The organism is Clostridioides sp. GD02377 (assembly GCF_045899875.1).
Taxonomy (GTDB): Bacteria; Bacillota; Clostridia; order Peptostreptococcales; family Peptostreptococcaceae; genus Clostridioides; species Clostridioides difficile_A.
The window spans coordinates 17315-42444 of the sequence record NZ_JBJODA010000026.1 but is presented as its reverse complement, the minus strand read 5'-3'; the positions used below and the strand labels follow the sequence as shown (position 1 = coordinate 42444).

General features: G+C 28.7%; 22 protein-coding genes. 13 read left to right on the top strand and 9 right to left on the bottom strand.

Annotated elements, in window-relative coordinates; all coding sequences use genetic code 11:
- The first annotated feature begins 209 nt into the window (after nucleotides 1-209).
- The 10 genes from Q3304_RS18615 to Q3304_RS18570 all read left to right on the top strand — a co-directional run bounded on the left by Q3304_RS18615 (nucleotide 210) and on the right by Q3304_RS18570 (nucleotide 11625).
- Entirely contained in the window at nucleotides 210-1418 is a 1209-nt protein-coding gene (locus tag Q3304_RS18615; RefSeq protein WP_407815148.1) for an ATP-binding cassette domain-containing protein, read from the top strand.
- A gap of 355 nt (nucleotides 1419-1773) precedes the next feature.
- Nucleotides 1774-3309 carry a glycine betaine ABC transporter substrate-binding protein gene (locus Q3304_RS18610; RefSeq protein WP_074180024.1) on the top strand — a complete coding sequence of 512 codons (1536 nt, stop codon included), beginning with the start codon at nucleotides 1774-1776 and terminating at the stop codon, nucleotides 3307-3309.
- A gap of 14 nt (nucleotides 3310-3323) precedes the next feature.
- Nucleotides 3324-4085: an ATP-binding cassette domain-containing protein gene (locus tag Q3304_RS18605; RefSeq protein WP_407815149.1), complete on the top strand. Its 762-nt coding sequence runs from the start codon at nucleotides 3324-3326 to the stop codon at nucleotides 4083-4085.
- A gap of 116 nt (nucleotides 4086-4201) precedes the next feature.
- On the top strand, nucleotides 4202-4615 hold the full coding sequence (locus tag Q3304_RS18600; protein ID WP_054277615.1) for a cupin domain-containing protein: 414 nt from the start codon (nucleotides 4202-4204) through the stop codon (nucleotides 4613-4615).
- A 238-nt stretch (nucleotides 4616-4853) separates the two neighbouring features.
- Complete coding sequence (locus Q3304_RS18595; RefSeq protein ID WP_407815150.1) at nucleotides 4854-5546, top strand: response regulator transcription factor; 693 nt, start codon at nucleotides 4854-4856, stop codon at nucleotides 5544-5546.
- A 172-nt stretch (nucleotides 5547-5718) separates the two neighbouring features.
- A complete protein-coding gene (locus Q3304_RS18590) occupies nucleotides 5719-6600 on the top strand; it encodes a HAMP domain-containing sensor histidine kinase (RefSeq protein WP_161803446.1) in 882 nt (293 codons plus the stop codon).
- 288 nt (nucleotides 6601-6888) lie between these two features.
- Nucleotides 6889-7578, top strand: coding sequence for an ABC transporter ATP-binding protein (locus Q3304_RS18585; RefSeq protein ID WP_167640634.1), 690 nt, complete (start codon nucleotides 6889-6891; stop codon nucleotides 7576-7578).
- A complete protein-coding gene (locus Q3304_RS18580; RefSeq protein ID WP_407815151.1) occupies nucleotides 7565-10129 on the top strand; it encodes an ABC transporter permease in 2565 nt (854 codons plus the stop codon). The genes Q3304_RS18585 and Q3304_RS18580 overlap by 14 nt, the downstream gene beginning before the upstream one ends.
- A gap of 204 nt (nucleotides 10130-10333) precedes the next feature.
- Nucleotides 10334-11203, top strand: a complete 870-nt coding sequence (locus Q3304_RS18575) for a helix-turn-helix domain-containing protein (protein ID WP_407815152.1) — start codon at nucleotides 10334-10336, stop codon at nucleotides 11201-11203.
- 170 nt (nucleotides 11204-11373) lie between these two features.
- Complete coding sequence (locus Q3304_RS18570; protein WP_054270784.1) at nucleotides 11374-11625, top strand: DUF3781 domain-containing protein; 252 nt, start codon at nucleotides 11374-11376, stop codon at nucleotides 11623-11625.
- A 135-nt stretch (nucleotides 11626-11760) separates the two neighbouring features.
- On the opposite strand, the gene Q3304_RS18565 is transcribed toward Q3304_RS18570, so the two are convergent.
- Genes Q3304_RS18565 through Q3304_RS18555 form a run of 3 tightly spaced genes read right to left on the bottom strand, consistent with a single transcriptional unit; the run spans nucleotide 11761 to nucleotide 13472 of the window.
- Entirely contained in the window at nucleotides 11761-12411 is a 651-nt protein-coding gene (locus Q3304_RS18565; RefSeq protein ID WP_407815153.1) for a hypothetical protein, read from the bottom strand.
- Entirely contained in the window at nucleotides 12408-12911 is a 504-nt protein-coding gene (locus tag Q3304_RS18560; protein WP_407815154.1) for a flavodoxin family protein, read from the bottom strand. Before Q3304_RS18560 ends, Q3304_RS18565 begins: the two co-directional genes overlap by 4 nt.
- 45 nt (nucleotides 12912-12956) lie before the next feature.
- Nucleotides 12957-13472, bottom strand: a complete 516-nt coding sequence (locus Q3304_RS18555) for a PadR family transcriptional regulator (protein WP_054277607.1) — start codon at nucleotides 13470-13472, stop codon at nucleotides 12957-12959.
- Between the two features lie 451 nt (nucleotides 13473-13923).
- Between Q3304_RS18555 and Q3304_RS18550 the strand changes: the two genes are divergently transcribed.
- Both Q3304_RS18550 and Q3304_RS18545 read left to right on the top strand, forming a co-directional pair.
- Entirely contained in the window at nucleotides 13924-14385 is a 462-nt protein-coding gene (locus tag Q3304_RS18550; protein WP_407814936.1) for a MarR family winged helix-turn-helix transcriptional regulator, read from the top strand.
- The gene (locus Q3304_RS18545) at nucleotides 14369-15772 is read left to right on the top strand and encodes an MATE family efflux transporter (RefSeq protein ID WP_407814935.1); all 1404 of its coding nucleotides are present in this window, start codon (nucleotides 14369-14371) and stop codon (nucleotides 15770-15772) included. The genes Q3304_RS18550 and Q3304_RS18545 overlap by 17 nt, the downstream gene beginning before the upstream one ends.
- Nucleotides 15773-15993: 221 nt before the next feature.
- Here Q3304_RS18545 and Q3304_RS18540 read toward each other — a convergent pair whose 3' ends face one another.
- Nucleotides 15994-16587, bottom strand: a complete 594-nt coding sequence (locus Q3304_RS18540; RefSeq protein ID WP_407814934.1) for a nitroreductase family protein — start codon at nucleotides 16585-16587, stop codon at nucleotides 15994-15996.
- 698 nt (nucleotides 16588-17285) lie between these two features.
- Here Q3304_RS18540 and Q3304_RS18535 point away from each other — a divergent pair.
- Nucleotides 17286-17936, top strand: a complete 651-nt coding sequence (locus tag Q3304_RS18535; RefSeq protein WP_407814933.1) for a YidC/Oxa1 family membrane protein insertase — start codon at nucleotides 17286-17288, stop codon at nucleotides 17934-17936.
- A 357-nt stretch (nucleotides 17937-18293) separates the two neighbouring features.
- Here Q3304_RS18535 and Q3304_RS18530 read toward each other — a convergent pair whose 3' ends face one another.
- The 5 genes from Q3304_RS18530 to Q3304_RS18510 all read right to left on the bottom strand — a co-directional run bounded on the left by Q3304_RS18530 (nucleotide 18294) and on the right by Q3304_RS18510 (nucleotide 24920).
- Nucleotides 18294-19544 carry an MFS transporter gene (locus tag Q3304_RS18530; protein WP_407814932.1) on the bottom strand — a complete coding sequence of 417 codons (1251 nt, stop codon included), beginning with the start codon at nucleotides 19542-19544 and terminating at the stop codon, nucleotides 18294-18296.
- An 85-nt stretch (nucleotides 19545-19629) separates the two neighbouring features.
- Nucleotides 19630-20376 (bottom strand): MerR family transcriptional regulator, encoded by a 747-nt coding sequence (locus Q3304_RS18525; RefSeq protein WP_167640627.1) that lies wholly within the window; start codon nucleotides 20374-20376, stop codon nucleotides 19630-19632.
- 95 nt (nucleotides 20377-20471) lie between these two features.
- Nucleotides 20472-21494: a serine hydrolase domain-containing protein gene (locus Q3304_RS18520; RefSeq protein ID WP_407814931.1), complete on the bottom strand. Its 1023-nt coding sequence runs from the start codon at nucleotides 21492-21494 to the stop codon at nucleotides 20472-20474.
- Nucleotides 21494-23914: an excinuclease ABC subunit UvrA gene (locus tag Q3304_RS18515; protein ID WP_407814930.1), complete on the bottom strand. Its 2421-nt coding sequence runs from the start codon at nucleotides 23912-23914 to the stop codon at nucleotides 21494-21496. Before Q3304_RS18515 ends, Q3304_RS18520 begins: the two co-directional genes overlap by 1 nt.
- An 85-nt stretch (nucleotides 23915-23999) precedes the next feature.
- Nucleotides 24000-24920 (bottom strand): GyrI-like domain-containing protein, encoded by a 921-nt coding sequence (locus Q3304_RS18510; protein WP_054270772.1) that lies wholly within the window; start codon nucleotides 24918-24920, stop codon nucleotides 24000-24002.
- Nucleotides 24921-25130: the final 210 nt, after the last annotated feature.

Below are 25130 nucleotides of genomic sequence, written 5' to 3'. Positions count from 1 at the left end.
AATTCTATGACGCAGGAACCCTGTGACTTTAGTCATGGGAGGTTCAGGAATTAGTTGAAGTTATTAAAAATATAGATAAAGTAGAAGCACAACCTTTACTTAAGGGAATAATAGAAAAATTAAATAGTATAATAGATATAGGTCTTGGATATTTAAGTTTAGATAGAGAGACATCTTCACTATCAGGAGGTGAATCTCAGCGTATAAAGATGGTCAAATATCTGAATAGTAATCTCGTTGATTTAATGTATATCTTTGATGAGCCGAGTGTAGGGCTTCATCCAAAAGATGTATATAAATTAAATAAACTTCTAAAACAATTACGTGATAAAGGAAATACAATTATAGTTGTTGAACATGACCCAGATGTCATTAAGATTGCAGACCACATTGTAGATGTGGGGCCAAAGGCTGGTAAGTATGGTGGAAAAATTGTGTATGAAGGAAGTTATGACAATCTACTTGTAAGTGGAACGGTTACAGGGAATGCCTTAAATAAATCTCTTTCTATTAAAGAAAATGTAAGAGAGCATAGAGGATATTTAGAACTTAAAAACTGCAATACAAACAACTTAAAAAATATATCTATTAAAATACCTAAGGATGTGTTGACTTTAGTTACAGGAGTAGCAGGTGCAGGTAAAAGCACATTAATTAAGGCTGAATTCTTAAAGCAAAATCCTAATACTGTACTTATAGACCAAAGTCCTGTATCAGTAAACTCAAGGTCAAGTTTAGCAACATATAGTGGCATTATGAACAATATAAGAAGCGTATTTGCAAAAACAAATGGAGTGAAGGCTTCTTTATTTAGTTCAAACTCAGAGGGGGTTTGTGATAATTGTAAGGGGTCTGGAATAGTAGAAATGAATCTTGCTTTTATGGATAGTATAAAGAACACTTGTAATATTTGTGAAGGCAAAAAATTTAAAAAAGAGGTTTTAGAATATAAATTTCAAGGGAAGAATATAATAGAAGTTCTTGAAATGTCCGTATTAGATGCGATTGAATTTTTTAGTTTAAGACAGATTAAAACAAAATTACAATGTATTGAAAAAATGGGTATTGGATACCTTACTTTAGGGCAAACTCTCGATACATTATCTGGAGGGGAATGTCAAAGATTAAAGCTTGCTAGTGAATTAAATAAGGAAAGCTCAGTATATATATTGGATGAGCCTACAACAGGACTTCATATGGCAGATATTGAAAATTTTATAAGTATAATTGAAGAAATTGTAGATAATGGAAATACAGTTATAATAATTGAACATAATATAGATGTAATTAAAAGAGCAGACTGGATTATTGATATAGGTCCTGAAGGTGGAGCAAAAGGTGGAAAAGTAATATTTGAAGGAACTCCAAAACAATTGTGCAACAATAGAGTATCATTAACAGCAAAATATATAGTATAATAAATAAAATATAATTAATATAATGATATATTAATGAGTAGAATGGGTATATAAAATGATACTTAAACTTAACAGTAGTAAATAATATGAGAAATATTCAAATTTAATTAAATATAGTGTCAGAAATCCGTTTAGATATCAAGCTTTTAACGGTTCTGGCATTTTTTATTATTTTTAGGGAGAATATTGAGCAATTATTCTCCAATAGTTACTTTTTTGTGCCTACTTGCAAGTTTGATATTATAATCTTAACATGTAATTTATGGAATAATTTATTGATATATTAAAATAAGGGTTATTACTAAATTAAATTTTAAATATTGTTAAGTAAAACTCATAAAAAGGAGTGAGATAAATGATAAATGATATCTTGACATTATTATCTGAGAGAAGTGATTTTTTTATAAAGTTATCTATAGAGCATTTGACAATTTCTATTATTTCTATAATAATCGCAATTGTTTTAGGTGGGATAATTGGTATTATTGTAAGTGAATTTCATAGTTCTTCTAAACCTATATTGGGAACTATCAATTTTCTATATACAATTCCATCCATTTCTATGTTAGGATTTTTAATACCATTTTCTGGGATTGGGAATACTACTGCTGTTATTGCTCTTACTATTTATGCACTATTACCTATGGTTAGAAATACATATACTGGAATCACTAACGTAGATAAAAATATCCTTGAAGCAGCTAGAGGGATGGGAAGTACAGACTTTCAGATACTATATAAAATAAAGCTTCCACTAGCTCTACCAGTTATCATGTCTGGTATTAGAAACATGGTCATTATGACAATTGCATTGGCTGGTATTGCCTCGTTTATAGGTGCAGGAGGACTAGGTGTAGCCATATATAGAGGAATCACAACAAATAATACAGTGATGACAATCACTGGAAGTATACTTATCGCTTTATTAGCGTTAGTATTTGATTTTATTTTAGGATTAGTAGAAAGATTTTTTCAAAGAAAAAGAAAAAAGAAAAATAGAAAAAAAGTTTTTGCCATTCTAGGAAGTTTTATTATAGTGCTAGCCATCTTTACATCATACTTCTTTAACTCTTCAAAAACTCAAACTATTCATATTGCTACAAAACCTATGACTGAACAATATATCCTTGGTGAGATGTTGGATATTTTAATTGAAAAGAATACAGGTTTAAAAGTAGAGATTACACAAGGTGTAGGTGGAGGAACGTCTAATATTCAGCCAGCTATGGAAAATGGGGAATTTGATATTTATCCAGAGTATACAGGAACAGGCTGGAATATGGTACTTAAGAAAAATGAATTATATACTGAAGATATGTTTAATAAACTACAGTCAGAATACAAAAATAAACTTAAGATGCAATGGACTGGTATGTATGGTTTTTCTAATAGTTATGCATTAGCAGTTAGAAAAGAAGTTGCAGAAAAATATAATTTAAAAAATATATCAGATTTAAAAGAGATATCTTCTAAATTGACGTTTGGAGCAGAGTATGATTTTTATGAGAGAGAGGACGGATATACTCCATTGTGTAATACGTATGGATTAAACTTTAAAAATACAGTTGATTTAGATATTGGATTAAAATATCAAGCTATCAATGAGGGTAAAATTGATGTAATGCCTATATTCACAACTGATGGTCAGTATAGTGTTTCAGACGTTGTAGTTTTAAAAGATGATAAAAACTTCTATCCATCCTATCAATGTGGAAATGTTGTTCGTTCAGAAGTGTTAGAGGAGCATCCAGAGTTATCAAAAGTATTTAAAGTGGTTGAAAATATTTTGACTGATAAAGAAATGGCTAAAATGAATTATGATGTAGAAAACAATAATTTAGAACCTAGAGATGTTGCACGTGAGTTTTTGAATAAAAAAGGTCTTTTATAATTGGAGGAAATATAATGACACCTATTATACAATTTAAAAATATTGAAAAACAATATGATGATAAATCTATAATAAATAATCTTGATTTAGATATAGAAAAAGGAGAATTTTTAACTGTTATTGGTTCATCTGGCTCAGGGAAGACAACACTTTTAAAAATGATTAATGGTTTAATTTTGCCAGATAGAGGAAGTATATTGATAAATCAAACAGATATTAAAAACGAGGATTTAATTAAATTAAGAAGAAAAATAGGATATTGTGTACAGGGAAGTGTTCTTTTTCCTCATATGACTGTTGAAGAAAATATTTCATATGTACCAAATCTTCTCAATAAAAAAAATAAATCAGAAGTGAAAAGTGCTGTAGACAAGTGGATGGGGATAGTAGGCTTACCAAATGATATGAAAGTTCGTTATCCATCGGAATTATCCGGTGGCCAACAACAACGTGTAGGTATTGCAAGGGCTCTAGCTTCTTCTCCAGAAATTTTACTTATGGATGAACCCTTTGGAGCGGTAGATGAGATTACACGAAAGCAATTACAGAAAGAGATAAAAGAAATTCATAAAAAAACAGGAGTTACAATTATATTTATTACACATGATATTTATGAAGCCTTGATTTTAGGCACAAAGACTTTGGTATTAAATCATGGAGTTATTCAACAGTATGACACTCCTAAGAATATTTTAAATTCTCCTGCTAATCAATTTGTGGACCAATTATTGAATATAAAAAAATCTATAATAGATGATGAGGATTTAAAAGAATAGATTTAATGAATAAATTAAAAGTTAAATTATCCTGATAAAAACTATTGCCTTAGAGTTAACTTCAAGTTGTATACTTAGAGTGTAAAAAAATTAGATTAGGCATAGGGGGATGAGAAATGAATAGAGAAAAAGATTTAGGTATAGGAGCAGTTTTTCCTATTGGAGAAGAAAATAAAGCATTTGCGCAGTATTTTACAGGAGAATGTTATCTGAATATGCTCACTACTAAGGGCGTGGCAGTTGGTAATGTAACATTTGCACCTTCTACAATAAATTCGTGGCATGTACATCATAAGGGCGGTCAGATTTTACTTGTAACTGGAGGTAGAGGATATTATCAAGAATTTGGAAAGCCAGCTCAGGAATTACATGCAGGTGATGTAGTAAACATACCACCAGAAATAAAGCACTGGCATGGAGCTGCACCTGATAGTTGGTTTCAGCATTTAGCTATAGAGGTGCCAGCTGAAGGTGCTTTCAATGAATGGCTGGAGCCTGTATCTGATGAAGATTATAGTAAACTCAAATAAAAATTTTAGATATGATGTTGAAATAGAGATGATATTAAAAGTAGTAAATATTAATATTTCATATAAAATGTAAATAGCATAGAGTGTATACTGAGTAAATTACTAAATATACACTCTTTTTGTTGTGTATAATAAAAAATTATGCAAAATAGTAGTATTTGAGAAAATAAAATTAGTATAATAAAAGAAACTAAAAGATTAATAATTCAGTATACATATGTAATTTGGGGGAAATAAAATGGAGACTATAATGGTTGTGGAAGATGATGTCATGCTTAATAATGGTATATGTTTTAACTTGCAAAGTGAAGGCTTTCAAGTTATACCAACATATAATCTAAAGGAAGCAAAAGAAAAGTTTAAGACAGAAAAAATAAATTTAATTATACTAGATGTAAATCTTCCTGATGGAAGTGGATTTGAATTTTGTAAAGATATAAGGAATGATTCAAAGATGGGTATTCTTTTTTTGACAGCTTGTGATATGGAATCTGATATTGTAAATGGATTTAAGATAGGAGCAGATGATTATATAACAAAACCATTTAGTATAAACATATTAATGCAGAGAATAAAAGCACTACTTAGAAGATGTGGTAGTGATATACAAGAAAATATTTTAATTGAGGGTGATTTTGAATTTAATTTTGACAAAATGACAGTTAGTAGAAACAATGAAAGTATAGTTTTTTCACCTATAGAATATAAGATTCTAAAACAATTAGTACAACATAAAAATGAAATAGTTACAAGACAAGCGTTGATAGATGCAATATGGGATAGCGATAGTGAATATATGGAAGAACATGCACTAACTGTAAATATAAATAGATTGAGAAAACGAATAGACCAAAAAACGTCTAAACATAAATATATAAGGACTGTCTATGGAATAGGATATATGTGGGCTGGTGAACAAGATGAGAAATAGCAAAACTTCAACGAAAAACTACTATAAAAGTATTTCTATTGTATATTTTATAGTATCTATCTTAACCTTTATAGTTATAAAATCACAAACTAATAAAATCTTGTATATGTATTCTGATTCAATTGATATTATTAAAAATATTGATTGTATTATTTTAATTTTTATAATCTTTATGTTTCTAATATCATTATTTTTTGTATTTAAAATAAGAAGAGATATAGTTGACTTTAGTAATAATATTGTATGTAATATAGATGATTTTATAGCAGGTAATAAAAATATTAAGTTTAATTTAAATGAAGATACTTTAACTGCAAAAGTTCAAAATAAAGTAAAACATATGATAGAGATAATTGAAATTAAAAATAATAAATATGTAGATGAAAAAGAAAATATAAAAACTTTAATATCAGATATATCACATCAAATAAAAATACCAATAGCTAATATATCAATGTATAATGAGACTTTATTGCAAAAAGAATTGGATAGAAAAAATCAAGTATCGTTTTTAGAAAATATGCAAAATCAGGTAAACAAATTAGACTGGTTGGGAAATTCTCTTATAAAAATATCGAGATTAGAAACAGGAATTATATCTTTAAATGTAACTAAAAGCAGAATAAGCGATACTATCGCAAGTGCTTTAAGTGGTGTGTTTTTAAGGCTTGAGGAGAAAAATATATCATTAGAAATTGATTTAGATGATAAGGTAGAGGTTTATCATGATAAAAAGTGGACTGGTGAAGCTTTATTTAATATTATAGAAAATGCAGTCAAATATACGCCTGAAGGTGGTAAGGTAGGAATAAAAGTTGACAAGATGGACATCTTTACTAAGATTATTATAAGTGATACTGGAATAGGTATAGATGAGAGCGATATAAATAATATATTTAAGAGGTTTTATAGAAGTATAGAAGTCACAAATATAGATGGGATAGGAGTAGGGCTATATTTAGCAAGAGAGATTATAAATAAACAGAGTGGGTTTATAAAAGTCGATTCTCAGAAAAATGTTGGAACTACATTCAATATCTATATGAAAAATTGAGAACAATATTAAAAAGTAAGTGTAATGTTTATAAAAAATTTATATTTAAAATCTTTGGAGATAGTGCATATAGTGTTTGTTAGATAACACCATATGCACTATTTTTATTTAAATGTCTCAAAACTGTTATAATTGATGTCTAAAATATAACAGTCCTGTGAGGATTAAAAGATGCTTAGATGATAATATTTAAGTAAGAAATTTATTCTAAGTAAAAAAACTTATCAAATTAGAATTTCGGCATACATTTAGGAAACATATTAAAAAAGTTAGTAGGGAGATATGATTATGAGAATATTGGAAACTAAGAATTTAAAAAAATATTATGGAAAAGGTGAAAATATAGTAAAAGCTTTAGATGGAATAGATATAAGTATAAATAGAGGTGAATTTGTCGCAATAGTAGGGACATCAGGAAGTGGAAAAAGTACATTACTACACATGATAGGAGGTCTTGATAGAGCGAGTAGTGGAGAAGTAATTATTGAAAGTAATAATATATTCAATATGGATGATGAAGAGCTTACAATATTTAGAAGACGTAATGTAGGTTTTGTATTTCAAAATTATAATTTAGTTCCAATACTAAATGTTTATGAAAATATAGTATTACCAATTGAACTTGATGGATGCAAAATAGACACTAAATATGTAGATGAAATAATACAAGTTTTAGGGCTTACTCAAAAAGTGGATGATTTACCAAATAATCTATCAGGGGGACAACAACAGAGAGTTGCTATTGCAAGAGCCTTGGCTACAAAACCATCTATAATATTAGCTGATGAGCCAACAGGTAATTTAGATAGTAAAACAGAACAGGATGTATTAGGTCTTTTAAAAGTTACTAGTAGCAAGTTTAGTCAAACTATAATTATGATAACCCATAATGAACAAATTGCTCAAATGGCAGATAGAATTATAAGAATTGAAGATGGAAAAGTTGTAAATAGAGGTGAGACTGATGTTAGAAAATAACAATAAAGAAATCATAAAAAAGTTGAGTGATAGAAGCTTTAAAGCAAATAAAACGAGGAATTTGGTTTCAGTAATTGCGATAGCGTTGACGACAATTTTATTTACATCGTTATTTACAGTAGGATATAGTATGTTAGAAGCCTTTGATAGCTATAAAGCTATGGAATATGGAACAAATAGCCATGTTCAACTTCAGGATGTAAATAAAAGACAGATTGAAATTATAAAAAAAGATAGTTCAGTAGACAAAAACAGTATTGGTATAATGAAGAATATAGGAAGTTTAAAAAATCCAGAGTTTTCAACACAGACGGTAAATTTGGCTGTCTATGATGAAAAAAGTCTTGAAAATGCTGTAAATGTAGAGATGATTGAAGGAAGTTTACCAAAGAATAATGATGAAATAGTTATGCCTATAGAAGTACTAGATATGTTGAAGTTACCTCATAAAATAGGTACTGAAGTAAAGGTGATAATTTCAAAAGTTAAAGATGGAGTATCAACTGATGAAAAAGAAACTTTCAAATTTATATTAAGTGGATATTTTGGATACAAGACAGCCACAGCAATACCTCTACATGATGTATATGCAAGTGAAGCTTTCTATAATAATTATAAGGAAAAAAATGAAGTAGCGGCTACAAGTCTAGTTCTTAATTTCTTAGATGATAATAATTTGCAAGCTAGATTTGATGAATTAATTAAGAAGATTCAACCATATTCAGGAAAAGCAAGCATAAATCCTGTATATCTAAGTAAACAAGGAACCACTTTTAAAGAAATGATTAAAAATATATTACCAATAATATTAATCATAGCACTTATTCTTTTAAGTGGATATTTGTTAATTTACAATATCTTTTATATTTCAGTAGTTAAAGATATAAAATATTATGGCTTATTAAAAACAATAGGAACGTCACCATATCAATTAAAAAAATTGATTATTAAACAAGCTAATAGACTATGTATAGTGGCAATACCAATAGGTCTAGTATTAGGTTTTTTATTGGGGATGATATTTGTTCCTTTGGTTGGTAAATTTATGGATGGATTAAATAGTAACGCATTTGAATATTTTAATCCATTAATATTCGTATTTGCCATTGTGTTTTCATATATAACTGTAAGACTTTCATGTCAAAAACCTGCTAAGATTGTAAGTTCTGTATCACCTATAGATGCAGTGAGATATAGTGACAAAAGTAATAGGGTTAGACGTAAATCTAAAAAAGGGAGAAATGGTTCCAAACTTCATAAAATGGCACTTTCAAATCTATTTAGAAATAAACGTAAAGCAATTTTAGTTTTAGTTTCTATGTCGTTAAGCTCTATAATATTCTTAACTGTATCTGCAATTATAAGTAGCTCTAATCCAGAAAAAGCTGCTGAAGGTATGATGTTAGGAGATATAGAAATACATCATGGTCTTGTTGATTCTGTAAAATTTGAAGAGAATGATATTATTCCAATTGATGAAAAATTAATTAAAGATATTAAAAATATAGATGGAGTAAGTAAGGTAAGTAAGTTATACAAAGATTTAAGTTATATAGCTTATGAAGGTGATTTGAAAGATGAGATATTGACTCAAGAAGTAGATACAGAATATAAAAAGCAATTTCTTCAAAATAGAAATCCAGATGAAGATGCAAAGGAAAGGGGATTCTTAACTTCTGATACAATTGGATTATCCTCAGGAGAATTACTAAGTAAATTGTCAAAGAATAATATCATATATTCTGAAAAAAATCCTAAGATATTATCAGGTAATATAGATGAGAAGAAATTTGATGCAGGTGGATATGTGGTAATTAATGGGCATAAAGGAAGTAAGATAAAAGCAGGAGACAAAATTAAATTTAAATATTTAAAAGGAAAGAATATAGATGAAGGGTATGTAAATACTGAGTTTAAAGTTATGGCAGTTCTTGATGGAGCAAAGAATTTTCAAATAAGAATGTATATTAATGAAAATGACTTTAAAAATATGGTTGAAAAATCATATATACAAAATCTAATAATAGATGTAAATGGCAATATGAAATCTATTGAAGGTAAAATAAAAAATTTGAATGAAAAATATAATAATCCCTATACAAAGATTTACTCAAAAAATATTTATATAGAAGAAGCACGAGAAAGTCAAAAAGTCATAAAAATCGTAGGTATGAGTGCAGTGTTTATAATAGGATTAATTGGAGTGTTAAACTTTATAAATACGATGATAACGAATATAATGTCTCGTAAACAGGAATTTGCAATGATTGAAGCAGTAGGAATGACAAAAACACAGCTTAAGAAAATGATAATACTCGAGGGATTTTATTATGGTGTAATAATAACGATTATAAATCTTATATTTGGAAGCATGGCTACATTTTTAGGATTTAATATTATGAAATTAAGATACTCTGTGTATACCTATCCAGTAGAAGCACTGATAATAAGTGTATTGATAGTATTCTTGATAACATCTATAGTGCCTTTGCTAGTTTATCATAATATTTCTAAAGATAGTATTGTTGATAGGATTAGAGAAGCTGAATAAAGTTTATATAGAGTGATTTTGATAAGATTTATATAGAGTATTTTGTAATTTCAAAAACGATATTGAGAGTATCAAAATAAACATGTAAGAGAGGCACTTCAAGTTGAAGTGCTTTTTATGTAGGAAAATAAATCAAAACATTAGCAAATAATGTGAAAAATAAAATAAAATAATATGCTATCGTTAAAATAGGAGGTGTTTCAGGTGGATAATAATTTAATTACTATTGAAAAAGCTTTGGATTATATAGAAATACATCTTTTAGATGAACTGTTGGATTTAGAAGCTATTGCTAAAGAAATGGGATATTCAAAGTACCATTTACATAGAATGTTTACATCCATTGTAGGTTTTACTGTTCATAATTATATACAAAGACGTAGATTGACTGAAGCAGCAAGAATGCTTATTTTTACAGAAAAGCCGATTATTGAAATCGCTTTAATTTCAGGGTATGATACACAGCGTTCTTTTTCAAAGGGATTTAAAAAGATGTTTAAGTATAGTCCAAATTTTTTTAGGAAACATAAAGACTTCTTACCAATACAATTAAAATTTGATATCAATAATCGGAAAAAGTTACGTGGAGATATGATTTTAGACATTAAAAAAGTCGATTGTACAGATATAAATATTGTTGGGTATTCTGGTAAAGTAAAAAGAGGATTTCATATTATTGGAAAGTGTTGGAGGGATTTGCATAAAAATAAAGAGCTGATAGAAAACAAAGTAGATTTAGATTTCTTAATTGGAGTCAATGATTATAGTGATTTTAAAGAAATTGAAAATACACCTTCATTTACATACATTGCAGGAGCACAAGTATCTTGTTTTGGTAAGTTACCTAATGGAATGGTAAAATTCACACTGTCAAAAAGTAATTATATTGTTTTTACTTTCATTGGAAAAAATGAAGATAGTATGCAAAATGTTGTGGAATATATTTATCGAGAATGGTTTCCTAATTCAAGTTGTCAATTAAATGAAAATAATTTATATGATTTTGTAAAATATGGAGAAAATGCTGATAATAGTGGTTTGAGCGAAATTCAGTTTTGGGTTCCAATTCTTTAAAAAAAGTAACAATATTAAAGTAGAGAAATTCAAATAAAAATAGTTTTATAACTCTATATGTCAATAAGGAATTTATAAACAATAGAAAAAATTACTTTATTATAAGACTATGATAAAATATAATTAAATAATGTATTTAATTTTGTAAAGGGTGAGGTGTTCTAAAACGAATGAATCCAGAAAATGAATTACTTAGAAATCTAGATAAATTACATACAACAGAATTAGGTATGGTAAGAATTAAGAAAAACCTTTCTTTAGAGACAAATGATGTAGTGGGCTGGTGTAAAATTAAAATAGAAGCTCCAAATACTATTATTAATAGAAAGGGAAAGAACTGGTATATAAGTGTAGATAATTGTATTATAACAGTAAATGCTTATAGCTACACAATCATTACAGCTCATAAAGAAAAGAAATGAATTGCAACATATAGAAATCAGGAGTATTTTATGCTATCTATTGTGTAGTAAATATGAACATTATGAAAACCATCAAGATGAATGGCTTTACTATACTTGATGGTTTTTTTGATATTGTTATACCATTCCATTTTTTTATTTCTTTAGTATATCATTCTTAGTTAAGCCATTTGATTTAGCTTGAGGATTCCATTGATAATTACCCATAAATTTATATAGAAATCTAGGAAAATTAGGTGAAATAAAAATATTATTTTTATCAGGATTATCAAGATTTATATTGTCATTAAGTATATTTCTTGATAATTCTTTTAGTGTAATGCCTAATTTTTTCTTAGGGCCTTTATCCAAAGGTATAGAAGTCAGTGAGCCAAACATCTCTCCAGCACCAATTCCAACACCTTGAACCCATATAAAATTGACCTTTTTACACCAATGTTCTACCATCTGAATTGCCAAATGATTATGTTTACCCTCATAGAATCCACAGTTAACAATTGCATACACTGGGATAGGCTTTTTATTTTGTGTTTTTAAAAACTTTTCACACTCCTCTAAAAAGTGAACTAAATGAGATGGAATCCCATCTACATAAAGAGGAAATGCAATTACCAATCTATCACAATTAAGTATAGAATTAAGAGCATCAGGATATTTAGAAGGGTTATCTACTTTAAATGTAAAAACTTTATTGTCCTTTTGAATAAGTTGTTCTACTTCAGATAAAAAATATTGTGAATTATTTTTATTTACTTTTGGACTACCATTTATCATTGTTATATTCATATAGATTCACCTCTTATATCTTGTATATTTTCATAAAAACAAACAGAGTGTCCTTTCATATTAAAATTTATAGAATTTCCACGTACTAATTTGGTAGCAGTATCTTTTTCAGCTTCTGTAATGTGATTTCCATAGAAGATGGCTTTTAAATTTATCTGTTTGCTATATCTACTTTTATGACGCATCATATTATCTTTCATTACAAAGTATGGTAGGATATAGCTAATACTTTTATCAAGTATGTTTTTTACAAAAGGGCTGAATCCTCCATAACAACATCTGCTTATTATAACAAGCCCATCAGATTCATTTATAAGTTTACCCATATTGCTATAATAATCTTTTACAACACATTCAGTAGGTGTTTTAATCCAGCAGCCAAAACAGCCAATACACTTGTGAATCTCCTTTGTGTTTGGAAGTATTTTTATATCGTCATCAAGTTTAGGTGATAATTTATCTAATTCTTCTTCAGTTAAATCATGTATTAAAAGTCTCATAAGTTTCATCTCCTTTTATGTATGCTTATTTCTAAAAATTATATCTTACAAATTTTTTAGTAAATCTTTACACCAGTTAATTACAAAATTATAATAGTCAACTCCATAAACCATTGTGGAATACATGTATGCATATTGTTCAATACAATGATTTTTTTCTGCATCAATTTTTTGTTTATTTAGTTTATCTGAGAGTGATTCAACCTCAGCTATAAATAGTTTTAAGTTTGTTTCAATTATTTCTTTAGGTAGATACTTGTAAAAGAATATATTAACAAGATGGTCTTGCTTTGTTTTAGAAAATTTTATCGGTTTTTTTAGCCATTCAAGAAAGTATTCTTTACCTGCATCAGTTATAGAATATATTTTTTTTAATTTGCTACCATCAATAGCTTCATGACAGTGGATATATCCCTTTGTTTCTAATCTTTTAAGTGCTGGATAGATACTGCCAAAACTAGCATCAAAAAAGTATGATGTACTATGTGACATCCATTGCTTTAAGTCGTACCCACTTAATTTTTCTTCCATTAAGAATCCTAAAATAATGTATTCTAACATATTGCCTCCTAATATCAATTAGATATATATCGATTCGATATAAATATTATTACAGATAATAAATATTGTGTCAATATGATTTTTAAAATAAACTTAAAAGGAATTAGGAATTAGGAATTAGGAATTAGGAATTAGGAATTAGGAATTAGGAATTAGGAATTAGGAATTAGGAATTAGGAATTAGGAATTAGGAATTAGGAATTAGGAATTAGGAATTAGGAATTATTTATGTAAATAGATTAATATAAAATGTAATTAAACATTAGTGAAAAATTAAAGATAGTTAAATTAAAGTAATGGTCTAATATATGAAATTTATAGTGACTTTATAATTTAAAGATAAACTTGGGTGCTATTGACAAAGAATAAAATTAGCAGTAAAATAATTGCATGAGCAAATAGATTATTGCGCACGCAAGAATCAGCGACAAATAATAAATAAGGAGAGAATATGAGAGAGCTATTAAAATGGGTTTCCATTATAAATAGATATAATACAAATTATATTGACAGGAAATTGGCGGACATTGGAATCAATAATAGCCAATATTTTTATGTGTTACACATATGTATTAATCCAGGTATTACACAAGATACTATATTTGAAAAAATCCTTGTAAATCCTAGTAATATAACAAGAGCTTTGGCGAATTTAGAAAAAGAAGGATTTATCACTAGAAAACCAAGTGTAAAGGATAAAAGAACATGGCATTTATACCCTACAGAGAAATCTTTAGAATGTTATGATGAAATATTAAAAATAACAAATGGATATGTAGAAGAATTGTTGAGTTCATTTGAAAAAGAAGAGAAAGAGTTGTTTATATCAATGTTAGAAAAAGTTGCATTTTTAGCTATTGATATGAATGAAGAAGCAAAATTGGAGGCGAAGGAAATTGGAAGAAAACTATAAAGAACCATTGGAATATGATAAAGTTTCAAAATTATTAACTAAGTATGCAATTCCTAGTATTATAGCAATGTTAGTAAGTGCCTTATATAACATTGTTGACCAAATATTTATTGGGCAAGGTGTTGGGGTATTAGGTAACGCTGCTACAAATGTTACTTTCCCATTAACTACAATATGTACAGCAATTGCCTTATTATTAGGTGTTGGAGGCGCATCTAAATGCTCATTAGAATTAGGAGCTAAAAACTCAGAAAAGGCTACAAAAGCAGCAGGAAATTCAATCTGTTTGATGGCTATTTTTGGAGTAAGTTTGTTTATAATAGTATCAATATTCTTGACACCATTATTAAAATTCTTTGGCTCTACACCAGAAATACTACCTTATGCACACACATACACAAAAATTACATCAATCGGATTACCATTTCTTATAATGTCCACTGGAATGAGTAAGTTGATACTTGCAGATGGAAGACCAAAAGCTTCTATGTTTTGTATGTTAGTAGGAGCAGTCATTAATACAATCTTAAATCCATTATTTATATTTGTTTTTAATATGGGTATTGCTGGGTCTGCTTTAGCAACTGTCATTGGGCAGTTTATATCTTTTGCAATAAGTATTTATTATATAAAGAACTTTCAACATATCAAATTACATAAGAAAAGTTTTAAATTAGAGAGTATAATTTATAAACATATATTTGCACTAGGTTCAAGTTCATGTTTTAATCAATTAGCAATGACTGTAACACAGATAGTTATGAACAATACATTGGCATACTATGGAGCTAGGTCAGTTTATGGAAGTGAGATTCCACTTGCTTGCGTTGGTATTATTATTAAAGTAAATATGATTTTTATATCTATAATTATAGGTATAGCACAAGGTATGCAACCTATTATAGGATATAATTATGGAGCTGAAAATTATAATCGTGTAAAAGAAGCATATAAGTTAGCAGTAGGAAGTGCAACTGTTATAGCTATTATTGCATTCTTATGCTTCCAACTATTCCCACGACAAATTACATCTATATTTGGTAATGGAAATGAGACTTATTTTATATTTGCAGAACATTATTTTAGGACTTTCTTGTTCTTAACATTTATAAATGGTGTTCAAATAATATCATCAACTTTCTTTACATCAATTGGGAAATCAGTACTGGGACTTTTTACTTCTTTGACTCGTCAGATTCTATTCTTAATTCCATTGATAGTAATCTTACCAATGTTTATGGGAATTGATGGAGTAATGTTTGCAGGTCCAATAGCAGATGCTGCAGCGGCAATTGTATGTATATACTTTGCACTTCATGAAATGAAGTCATTAACTATAAAGCAAAATAAGATGATTGGTAATCATAAGGAGATTGTGGAAGTATAAGAGAATCTCTAAGAAATGTAATAAATTAAATTTTATTGATTAATACTAAAATAATATTCATGTATAATTTTAGAGGTGCATTTTCAGGAGCTACAGCGAGATTGCAGAGTATAGATACTTTATCTTACTTGAAAAGATTGTTTAAAAAACACTCAAATCTGCATAATAGCTCATGAAAATGCACTATTTATAATGCTTGTTTTTTTAATAAAACTAAAAAACTATCTCCATTCAGTTACATTACTCAATGGTAATCTAGGTCTCATTGATGGTTCTTCATCAGGATAACCTAAAGATATTGCAGCTACTAATTGATTATCTGTATCTAGCCACTCACATAATTCACGATATGCAAAGTATACATCACAAATCCAAAGACTACCTAGACCTAATTCTACAGCCATAAGTGACATGTTTTGAATGGCAGCTCCAATTGATTGTATGTTTGCCATTTCATAGAAGCGTTCTTCAGCAGATAAGCTTTCTAAAGGTGATTTACCTAATTTGTTTAAAATAAAGATTGTTACTGGAGCTTGTTCCATAATTTCAACTGTGTAATTTGCACCAGCTATATGTTGACGACTCTCTGGAAGAAGTCCATTATCATCAATTTCATTTTGAATACCCTTGCTCATGGCTTTAAGCATAGATTCTTTTTCAGTTTCAGTGACAACAACAAAATGCCATGGTTGTCTGTTTTTAGATGAAGGTGCATTTATTCCAGCTTCAATTATTTTTTCTATGGTTTCATGTGAAATACTTTGATTTTTATATTTTCTAATACTGCGTCTTTTTGATATAGAATCACTTATCATCTTAAGTAACCTCCGTTTATTTTTTGGGAAAATACATTTGAGTTTTAGTTTCCATTTTTAATTATTTTAGCATTAATCAGGAAAAAAGTCATTAATCTTGGTATAGGGTTGTATTTGATATTATATTAAGGACTATATAGAAGACTAAACTATAAAAATTTAGTATTGTTTTGTGAATTATATAAAATTCTATAAAGCAGGAACTTTGTGGTTTTAGTCATGAGAGGTCCAGATGTGTAAAAGAGTAACATATATGTTTTCTATTAAAAGTTACATATGAAAGTATTGGATACTTATAAATATAAAATATTGTGAATAAAATATGATAAATATAATAATCTATATGTTTACATTAGAGAATTTATATACTATAATTATTTAAAACTAAATATGAACACTGAAGAGGTGATGTAGTGAAATTAGATATGGATAGTATGATATATATACTAATTTATATGACATTATTGGTATCTATCATTGGAAGTATAATTTATTTTTGTAAAGACCTCTTAAATCATAGAATTACATATGTTTTAATAAGAAACATATTTGTAAATAGAAATACATACTCTGAAGAAAGATTGCCTAAACAGTATATCGTTTTTCAAAAATATGATATTTGGAGGTATTGTAGTCTGTTTTAATTTGAAATGAATCTATTATAATTCTAAAGATTAAAAATAAAAGGAGATAATAAAATGGATTTCATTTCAAGTATATTACAAGGATTATTAAGTATATTATTTAACTTTACAGGAGATTTTGGGATTTCTATTGTACTTATAACTTTAATAGTGAAGTTAGTACTAATGCCACTGTCATTAAAACAAAGATTTTCTGTAAAAAAACAGCAAGAATTAGCAGAAAAAATGGAACATATAAAAGAAAAGTATAAGAATGATACTAAAGAATTGGAAAAGCAAATACAAGTAAATTCTATAGAAAGTATGAAGAGTATGCTGGGATGCCTTATAATTTTAGTGCAAATGCCAGTAGTATATGCGTTATATCATGTATGTCTAGATATGACAAAGGAATTTACAACAATTATAATTCCATGGATTGCTAATTTAGGTACATTTGATAATTTATTTATATTGCCTTGCATATATACATTAATTATGTTAGCTTCAAATTTGGTGAATTATATACCGTATTTTAAGGTGAATTCTCAAGTAAAGTTTAACAAGCAAATGGCTTTAGTGACTACTATAACAAGTCTTATATTGACTGCTAGAACTCCAGTAGCGATAGGTCTGTACTTTATAACAAGTGCAATTTACTCATTAATTGAAGATATTTGTTTTAGAATATATTTTAATCGAAAAAATAGAATAGTAGCAAAGTAATATAATTATTATTCTAGACATATTTTAGCCTGCTAACTTGAGATATAGTTAGCAGGCTATTTTTATTAGTAATACTATAATAATACTATTAAAAATAGTTGCAAAATAAATAAATTAATATAGACTAAAATAAAGTCTACAAAAAAGAAGCTAGATTTACATAACTGCTGATGATGAAGTTGAATCACTTACAATATTAAAAATAGTTATATAGATTTAATGGAATTAGATATCATGATTCCATATTTAAAATGAATTCTCAGCATGTAGAGTTTCACGTGAAATAGCTAAGATGATTATTAAGACAAGTATATAATTTTAGTTGAGCATTATATAGTATTATTATTTTAGTATAGATTACTTGGATTCTTTTGACTTAAATATTCCTTGCTTATAAAACTGTTTTGAGTAGGGAATAGACAAGGCGAAAAATAAGAGCATAATACCTGCTATTATGATTAAATTATTAATAGATAGTATATCTGCCATTGGTCCAAAAACCATCATACCAAGGGGAATAAAGCCTGTATATATGATGATAGGTAAACTAAGAACTCGACCTTGCATTTGCGGTTCTACATGTTCTTGCAACATAGTCATAGCTGATGCTTGAATAATTGGAATAGAAAAATTGGTAAAAAACATAAATATAAAAAATTGCCAAGCGTGCGTTACAAGACCTAAAATAATTGAAAAAATAGCATAAGATAATATTGCTAAGAAAAATGTCTTATTTCTGTTTTTAAAGCCACCAAAGATTCCTATAACCAATCCACCTAAAACCATACCTAAAAACCCAATCATTTCAATAATAGACAGATACATATAACCCTTGCCAAATGTACGTTCAATCAATAGCCCTATAAGAAAACCTGATGGAACACAAAGAAGCATGAATGCACTATAAGTAAAAAGTATTTTTCTAATGAATTTATTTGAAAAGCAGTACTTTATTCCCGATACCATATCTGTAAAAAATGATACTTTTTCAACTTGCCTTGGTATGTTATGTTTAGGAATCTTGATAAATATCAATAACACAATAGCTATAATTGCAGTAAATATATCGATTAAAAGAATTTGATTTATTTTATTCCCAAAACTAAGGATTGCTGCAGCTACAATAGGAACTATAAATTGTACTATAGATTGTAGACTACCATTTATGCCATTAAAACGCATTAAATGTTCTTCTGGTACAAGTTGAGGAATCATTGCGCTTACAGCAGGTGTCTGCACACCACTTCCCAATGAACGTATAACAGATACTATTGCTATAGCTATCATTTCATTCTTTGTTCCAGTTGATGACATCATAAATAGTATTAGAACTACTGTAGAGATAGCAATTATTGAATCTGATACAATGATGAGTACTTTCCTATTGTAGTAGTCTGCCCATACACCAGCAAAAAAAGAAATTATCATTTGAGGGATAAATGAACATACAGTTAAAATTGTTACCCATATTCCTGATGATGTTTGAAGTGTGACATACCATATAAGGGCCATCTGTACAAGCGATGAGCCAAATAGGGAAATATATTGACTTGCTAGAAAGGTAATTACTTTTTTCTTCCATGTAGAATTAGTATTTTTGTTTTCCATTCTATTCCTCCTTTGATTTGTGTGTTGAATTTTTCTCGCTCTTAAGGATAACACACAAATCAAAGTCTGGAGTTAGAGTGTAGGGTTAAGAAAATTGTTTTTTCATAATTTGAAGATGAGCTTTCATGGTTTTTGCATTATGTTCAGCTTCTTTCAATGAAGTTATCAACTTATCACATACTGATATAATTTCATCATCATCTTTTGGAGTATCGATGACAGTTTTAATATTAGTGTCTGGATTACAAGATAAAGCATTTAACATTCGTAAAATGGCTGAAAGAGAATAGTTCGCACAACGAAGAGAACTTATAATTTTAAGTCGTTTTATATCTTCATCAGTATATACACGATAACCATTTTGTTTTCTTTTTACTTTTAGTAAACCATTCATCTCCCAGTTTCTTAAAGTATCTATTGTAACTTTTAAGTGTTCTGCAGTTTCTTTTCTAGTTAGAAATAGTTTATCTGTTTCAGTAGTAGTTCCATTTAAAATTTGTGCAACTATGGTAAGAGCCTCCTCAGCATTGGATTTTTCTATTTCTAACTGTTGCAAGTATTGGTCTACAAGACAGATAGCTTTGTCAAAGTCTCTATTTGCTGATGTTTTGATAATCTCAAGGGCGTTTTTTCTCAACCCTCTTTGCATAACTTCAATTTTTAAGGCTGTGCGAGCAAATCTAAATTGTTCTATATGAAAATCATTAAAGATACGATATCCATTGGTATTACGTTTAGGTCTAGGTATTAAGTTGAGTTCTTCATATAAACGAACTGTATTAGGATGTACACCAATTAAATCTGCTATTTCTGATGTTGTGTAAGTGTTCATTAGTATTCAACTCCTTTATGTATGTAGTATCAATCATAATATCACTAAACCAAAGTCTGGTGTTATAGTGGAGGGTTTTGCTATCTGTAGTATAGTTAATCTATTATAGCAGTAAGTATATGTTTTTGAATAAGTTCCCATCTATCACGTGGTTTAAAAACTATCTTAGATGGTATGGCTATGACTAAGTCATATTGTGGAATACAACAGATAGCATTTCCCCCAGCCCCCATTGCTGAATACCATAAAACTCCGTCTTTTTCACATAACCACCATAGATAACCATACTCATTAGTATTCATTTTGATTGATTCTTCAATCCATGATTTAGATATAATACTTTTATTATTCCAAATGCCATTATTTAAATACAGAAAACCAAATCGTAACATATCTCTAGCACTTAATGTAAGTCCCCAGCCACCTGTAGAATTACATTGCCTATCTTTTGACCAACCCTTAAGGTTTTTCCCAAATAAATCTTCAAAACCGAAATCATTCATATCATAATCTGGTATCACTTTCATACCAATAGGTTTAAATAAGTGTTCATTAGCAAATTCACGAGCAGATTTGCCAGTAGTTTTCGTGATAATAGCTGAGAGTAGGTGAGTTCCAGCTGAAGAATATTTGAAAGTCCCAATGTTACCTTTTTGACCAAGTTGATTAAGGATATACTTTATCCAATCCTTCTGTTTACAAAGTCTCTCTAATGACTCAGTCATATTTTTAAAAGGGTATGGTGCAGTCATTGTAAGTAAATGGTGTATAGTTACTGCCTTTTTACATATTTCAGAAGGACTACAAATGTATTCAGGGAAAAAATCAACAACTTTTTGGTCAATATCTTTTATATAGCCTTTATCTATTGCAATACCAATTAAAGCAGATATAATACTTTTTGTAACTGAGGCAACATGAAAAGTATCATCAACATTATAACCATTGTAATATTTTTCAAATACTATATTTCCTTTCCTTGAAATAATTATCCCATTTATATTACTGTATTGCGAGATTATTAAGGGTTCAAGTTGTGAGAGTTTTTTTGAACTCATTCCAACGATTGAAGGGTCTACATTTTCAAATGTTAAATCTAAGCAGTTGTTTTTATTCATTATAGATACCTTCCTGTTATAGATTTTGGATTTTCTTTTAGAGAGTTAGGAGAGCCTTCTGCAATTATATAGCCTCCCTTATCGCCACCTTCTGGACCAAGTTCAACAATCCAGTCACAAACTTTTAAAACATCTATGTCATGTTCAACAACGATTACAGAGTTTCCATTTGCCACTAACTCATCCAATAGTTTTATTAATTTAGTAGTATCATATAGACTTAGACCAGTAGTTGGTTCATCCAACACATAAAGGATATTACCAGTTCGTTTTTTACCAATTTCTTTTGCAAGCTTGATTCTTTGAGACTCACCTCCACTTAAAGTAGGAGTAGGTTGACCCAGTTTTATATATCCCATACCTATTTGTTCTAGTACATTTAAGTGTGAAACAATATTTGGAATATCTCCAAAAAAATTTACAGATTCAGATACACTCATATTTAAAATATCATGAATATTTTTATTTTTATATTTAATAGATAAAGATTCGTCATTAAATCTCTTTCCATGACATTCATTACATATATGGTCTATACTCAAGTTACTACCCAGCCATACTTTTTCATATCCACTGCCACTACATTTAGGACAAGCTCCTTTAGAATTAAATGAAAAATGTCCAGCTGTAAATCCTTGAGCTATTGATTCTGGTTGATTTGCAAATAATGTACGTATCTTATCCCATATACCAATATAAGATGCAGGGGTTGAATTCATATTCTTGCCAATAGGGGACTGAGATATCTCTGAATATCCAGAAATATACTTAGTGCCTATCAATCTGTCTGCTATAGTTTCAACAAGTGTATAATCATCTTCATCGCTTATTTCACTATCTGTGCTACTTGTTTGACTATTGATATTGTGGTTATTAAAGTAACTTCTAAGAAGAGGAAGTAGGGTGTCTGACACAATAGAACTTTTTCCACTGCCTGATTTACCAGATATTCCAACCATAGCACCCAAAGGTAATGATACTGTTACATTTTTAAGGTTATTTGTATTTGCATTTTGGATAGTTATACAAGGTATTTTATCAATATTCGTAATATTTTTAGAGGTCAATCTATTAGGCATTGAGTATTTTCCTGATAAATATTGTCCAGTGAGAGATTTATCTGATTGAAGTAGACCTTCTAAATCTCCTTGATACACAAGTTGCCCACCTTCAATACCAGCCTTTGGTCCAATATCAATAATATGCTCTGCCATTTCAATTGTATTTTTGTCATGTTCAACTACTATGACTGTATTACCTAAGTCTTTAAGTTTTTTGATGGATTTTAAGATGTCTATTTTTTCTGATTCATGTAATCCAGCAGTTGGTTCATCAAGCACATAAATTAATGAATCCATCTCTGAATCAAGATGTGAATTTAAAAATAGTCTTTGTATCTCTCCACCACTCAAAGTTGACATTTCTCTGTATAAGGATAAATGGCCTAATCGTGATTCTATTAGGTGGCTAGTTTTGGTCAAAATATCATTTATAAGGTTTGTACCAAATGTATTTAAATTCTCTTGATTCAATAAAGCCTTAAGAAACTCATCAATTTCCAAAATAGTCATTTTTCCAAGCTCACCGATATGTTTTCCATTTAAGAGTACTCCACGTGCTTCTTCACCAATCTTAAAACCATGACAATCCGAACAAGTAGTCATAGTATAAATTCCATTTAAATCTTCACCTCTTTTGTAACGGTTGTGAAATAATTTGGATAAAGAGGAACTTTTTTTACCATTTTCATAATGACCATAGAGTACTTCATTTTTTACTTCCTCAGGTAATTGTAAGAATTGTATTTCTAAGTAATCTTTGAATTTTTTAGATAATACTCTCAAATATCCTGGTGTAATTTTTGCTCTATTCAAGACTTGTTTTAGGGTATCATGTTTATCTAAGACTAGCTTTTCAATATTAATCTCAAAATATGCTCCATGTCCAGAACATTTCATACACATTCCGTCTGAAGAATTGTACGAAAAATAACTTGGTCTCAATCGTTCCTCTTTATGACCACAATTATTACAAACTAGATTAGTGCCTACAGGAGTATTACACATCGTACACATTATCTGTCCTTCTGTTGAGTACAATAGCGTAAGCATATTAAGGATATTGGTTCTTGTGCCTACTGTTGAACGAGGATTACTTTGACGAATAATATTTTGTTGGACGGCTATTGTAGGAGCTAAACCTTGAATATTATCAAATTTATCTTCCTTATCAATGCCTGAAAGTATGCCTAAAGATTGCAGATATTGTTTACGCCCCTCTTCAAATACAATGTCAAACATAAGGCTGGATTTACCTGAGCCACTGACACCTGTTGCAACAACAAGTTTGTCTTTTGGGATAGAAACATCTATATTTTTAAGATTGTGTATCTTAGCTCCATTAATTTTTATTTCTTTCATTGGTTCACCTCATTTTATCAATCTTATCAAAACATAACATAGGGATGTTTGAATCCTTAGTACAAGAATAATTTAGAGTAGGTTATTAAAAAGGTTCTATAGGTAAATATATATCAACTAAGTGCCTATTTTGAGGGTGATTGTTTGGGTTATTAAGATATACTTCAAAAGGAAATGATGAACGTAACTTGTAATTGCCATTTGATAGCCATTCATTATACATAAAATCCCAAGCATCACTGTATTCATGTTTTGAAATATCGAAATGTCCCACAAGATACTTTCCAGAAGGTATTATCATATTACCAATATTATCATTTTCTTTGACAATCTTGTTGTCTGGAATTGTCATACAAATACTAGTTCTTAATTGATGTTCCTGTGTAAATTGAGGATTATCATGGTATATAGCTAATATTTTTGTATTATCAAGTTCAATTAGATTCTGCTCACTTACATATGTAAAGAGCTTTTCTAAGAGTTTTGGGAAAGTACTGGTTAGATTACCATATGAACCAGTATATCTAGTATAAACAGTATTCATATCATCAAGTTCTAGAATTTCAATTTCACCCTTAACCTCTCTAGTATTCTTGCATTTAGGTTTTGATATGCTTCTATTGTACTGAGAAATTTTATATGGTTCTTTGCAATTCTTGCTATAATTATTTCTATATTTTATAGGGCTTATTTTATAATAATTTTTAAATGCTCTAGAAAAAATTGCAGAATCAGTAAAACCAAAGTAGTGTGCAATATCAGTAATTGTCATATCAGTACGATGAATAAGAAAAGCTGTTGCATTTTCTAGTTTTAGTCTATTTACATACTGAGATAAAGTTTCTTTTTCTATAGCTTTGAAAATTCTATGAAAATGAAACTTTGAAAAACCTGCTATATTGGAAAGTTCATCGAGAGAAAGTGGTTCATGTAGATGTTCTTCTATATAGTCTTGTACTTTGCAAATACGATTTAGATATTCTGTTTTACTTTTTGAGCTTGTCATAAATATCCCTCCTCATTGTGTAAACTGTATATATTAACTAAGTGATAGTAATAATATTTTATATATTTGTAATTTATGGAAAATAAGGTGGTATCCAATTTTTTTATAATTAATAAAAAGTATAAGATGTCTTATATTTGTCTTTGTATATATCAGTATGATATTCGTAATAATTAGTATACCATAGTGATTTATTTTTGATTGTGTATT

Coding starts and splice junctions, on each gene's coding strand:
- Q3304_RS18600 (WP_054277615.1), top strand. CDS start 4,202: ATGAATAGAGAAAAAGATTTAGGTATAGGAGCAGTTTTTCCTATTGGA.
- Q3304_RS18570 (WP_054270784.1), top strand. CDS start 11,374: ATGAATCCAGAAAATGAATTACTTAGAAATCTAGATAAATTACATACA.
- Q3304_RS18515 (WP_407814930.1), bottom strand. CDS start 23,914: ATGAAAGAAATAAAAATTAATGGAGCTAAGATACACAATCTTAAAAAT.
- Q3304_RS18535 (WP_407814933.1), top strand. CDS start 17,286: ATGGATTTCATTTCAAGTATATTACAAGGATTATTAAGTATATTATTT.
- Q3304_RS18565 (WP_407815153.1), bottom strand. CDS start 12,411: ATGAATATAACAATGATAAATGGTAGTCCAAAAGTAAATAAAAATAAT.
- Q3304_RS18610 (WP_074180024.1), top strand. CDS start 1,774: ATGATAAATGATATCTTGACATTATTATCTGAGAGAAGTGATTTTTTT.
- Q3304_RS18590 (WP_161803446.1), top strand. CDS start 5,719: ATGTTTCTAATATCATTATTTTTTGTATTTAAAATAAGAAGAGATATA.
- Q3304_RS18540 (WP_407814934.1), bottom strand. CDS start 16,587: ATGATAAGTGATTCTATATCAAAAAGACGCAGTATTAGAAAATATAAA.
- Q3304_RS18605 (WP_407815149.1), top strand. CDS start 3,324: ATGACACCTATTATACAATTTAAAAATATTGAAAAACAATATGATGAT.
- Q3304_RS18530 (WP_407814932.1), bottom strand. CDS start 19,544: ATGGAAAACAAAAATACTAATTCTACATGGAAGAAAAAAGTAATTACC.
- Q3304_RS18520 (WP_407814931.1), bottom strand. CDS start 21,494: ATGAATAAAAACAACTGCTTAGATTTAACATTTGAAAATGTAGACCCT.
- Q3304_RS18580 (WP_407815151.1), top strand. CDS start 7,565: ATGTTAGAAAATAACAATAAAGAAATCATAAAAAAGTTGAGTGATAGA.
- Q3304_RS18550 (WP_407814936.1), top strand. CDS start 13,924: ATGAGAGAGCTATTAAAATGGGTTTCCATTATAAATAGATATAATACA.
- Q3304_RS18560 (WP_407815154.1), bottom strand. CDS start 12,911: ATGAGACTTTTAATACATGATTTAACTGAAGAAGAATTAGATAAATTA.
- Q3304_RS18585 (WP_167640634.1), top strand. CDS start 6,889: ATGAGAATATTGGAAACTAAGAATTTAAAAAAATATTATGGAAAAGGT.
- Q3304_RS18510 (WP_054270772.1), bottom strand. CDS start 24,920: ATGACAAGCTCAAAAAGTAAAACAGAATATCTAAATCGTATTTGCAAA.
- Q3304_RS18615 (WP_407815148.1), top strand. CDS start 210: ATGGTCAAATATCTGAATAGTAATCTCGTTGATTTAATGTATATCTTT.
- Q3304_RS18525 (WP_167640627.1), bottom strand. CDS start 20,376: ATGAACACTTACACAACATCAGAAATAGCAGATTTAATTGGTGTACAT.
- Q3304_RS18555 (WP_054277607.1), bottom strand. CDS start 13,472: ATGTTAGAATACATTATTTTAGGATTCTTAATGGAAGAAAAATTAAGT.
- Q3304_RS18595 (WP_407815150.1), top strand. CDS start 4,854: ATGGAGACTATAATGGTTGTGGAAGATGATGTCATGCTTAATAATGGT.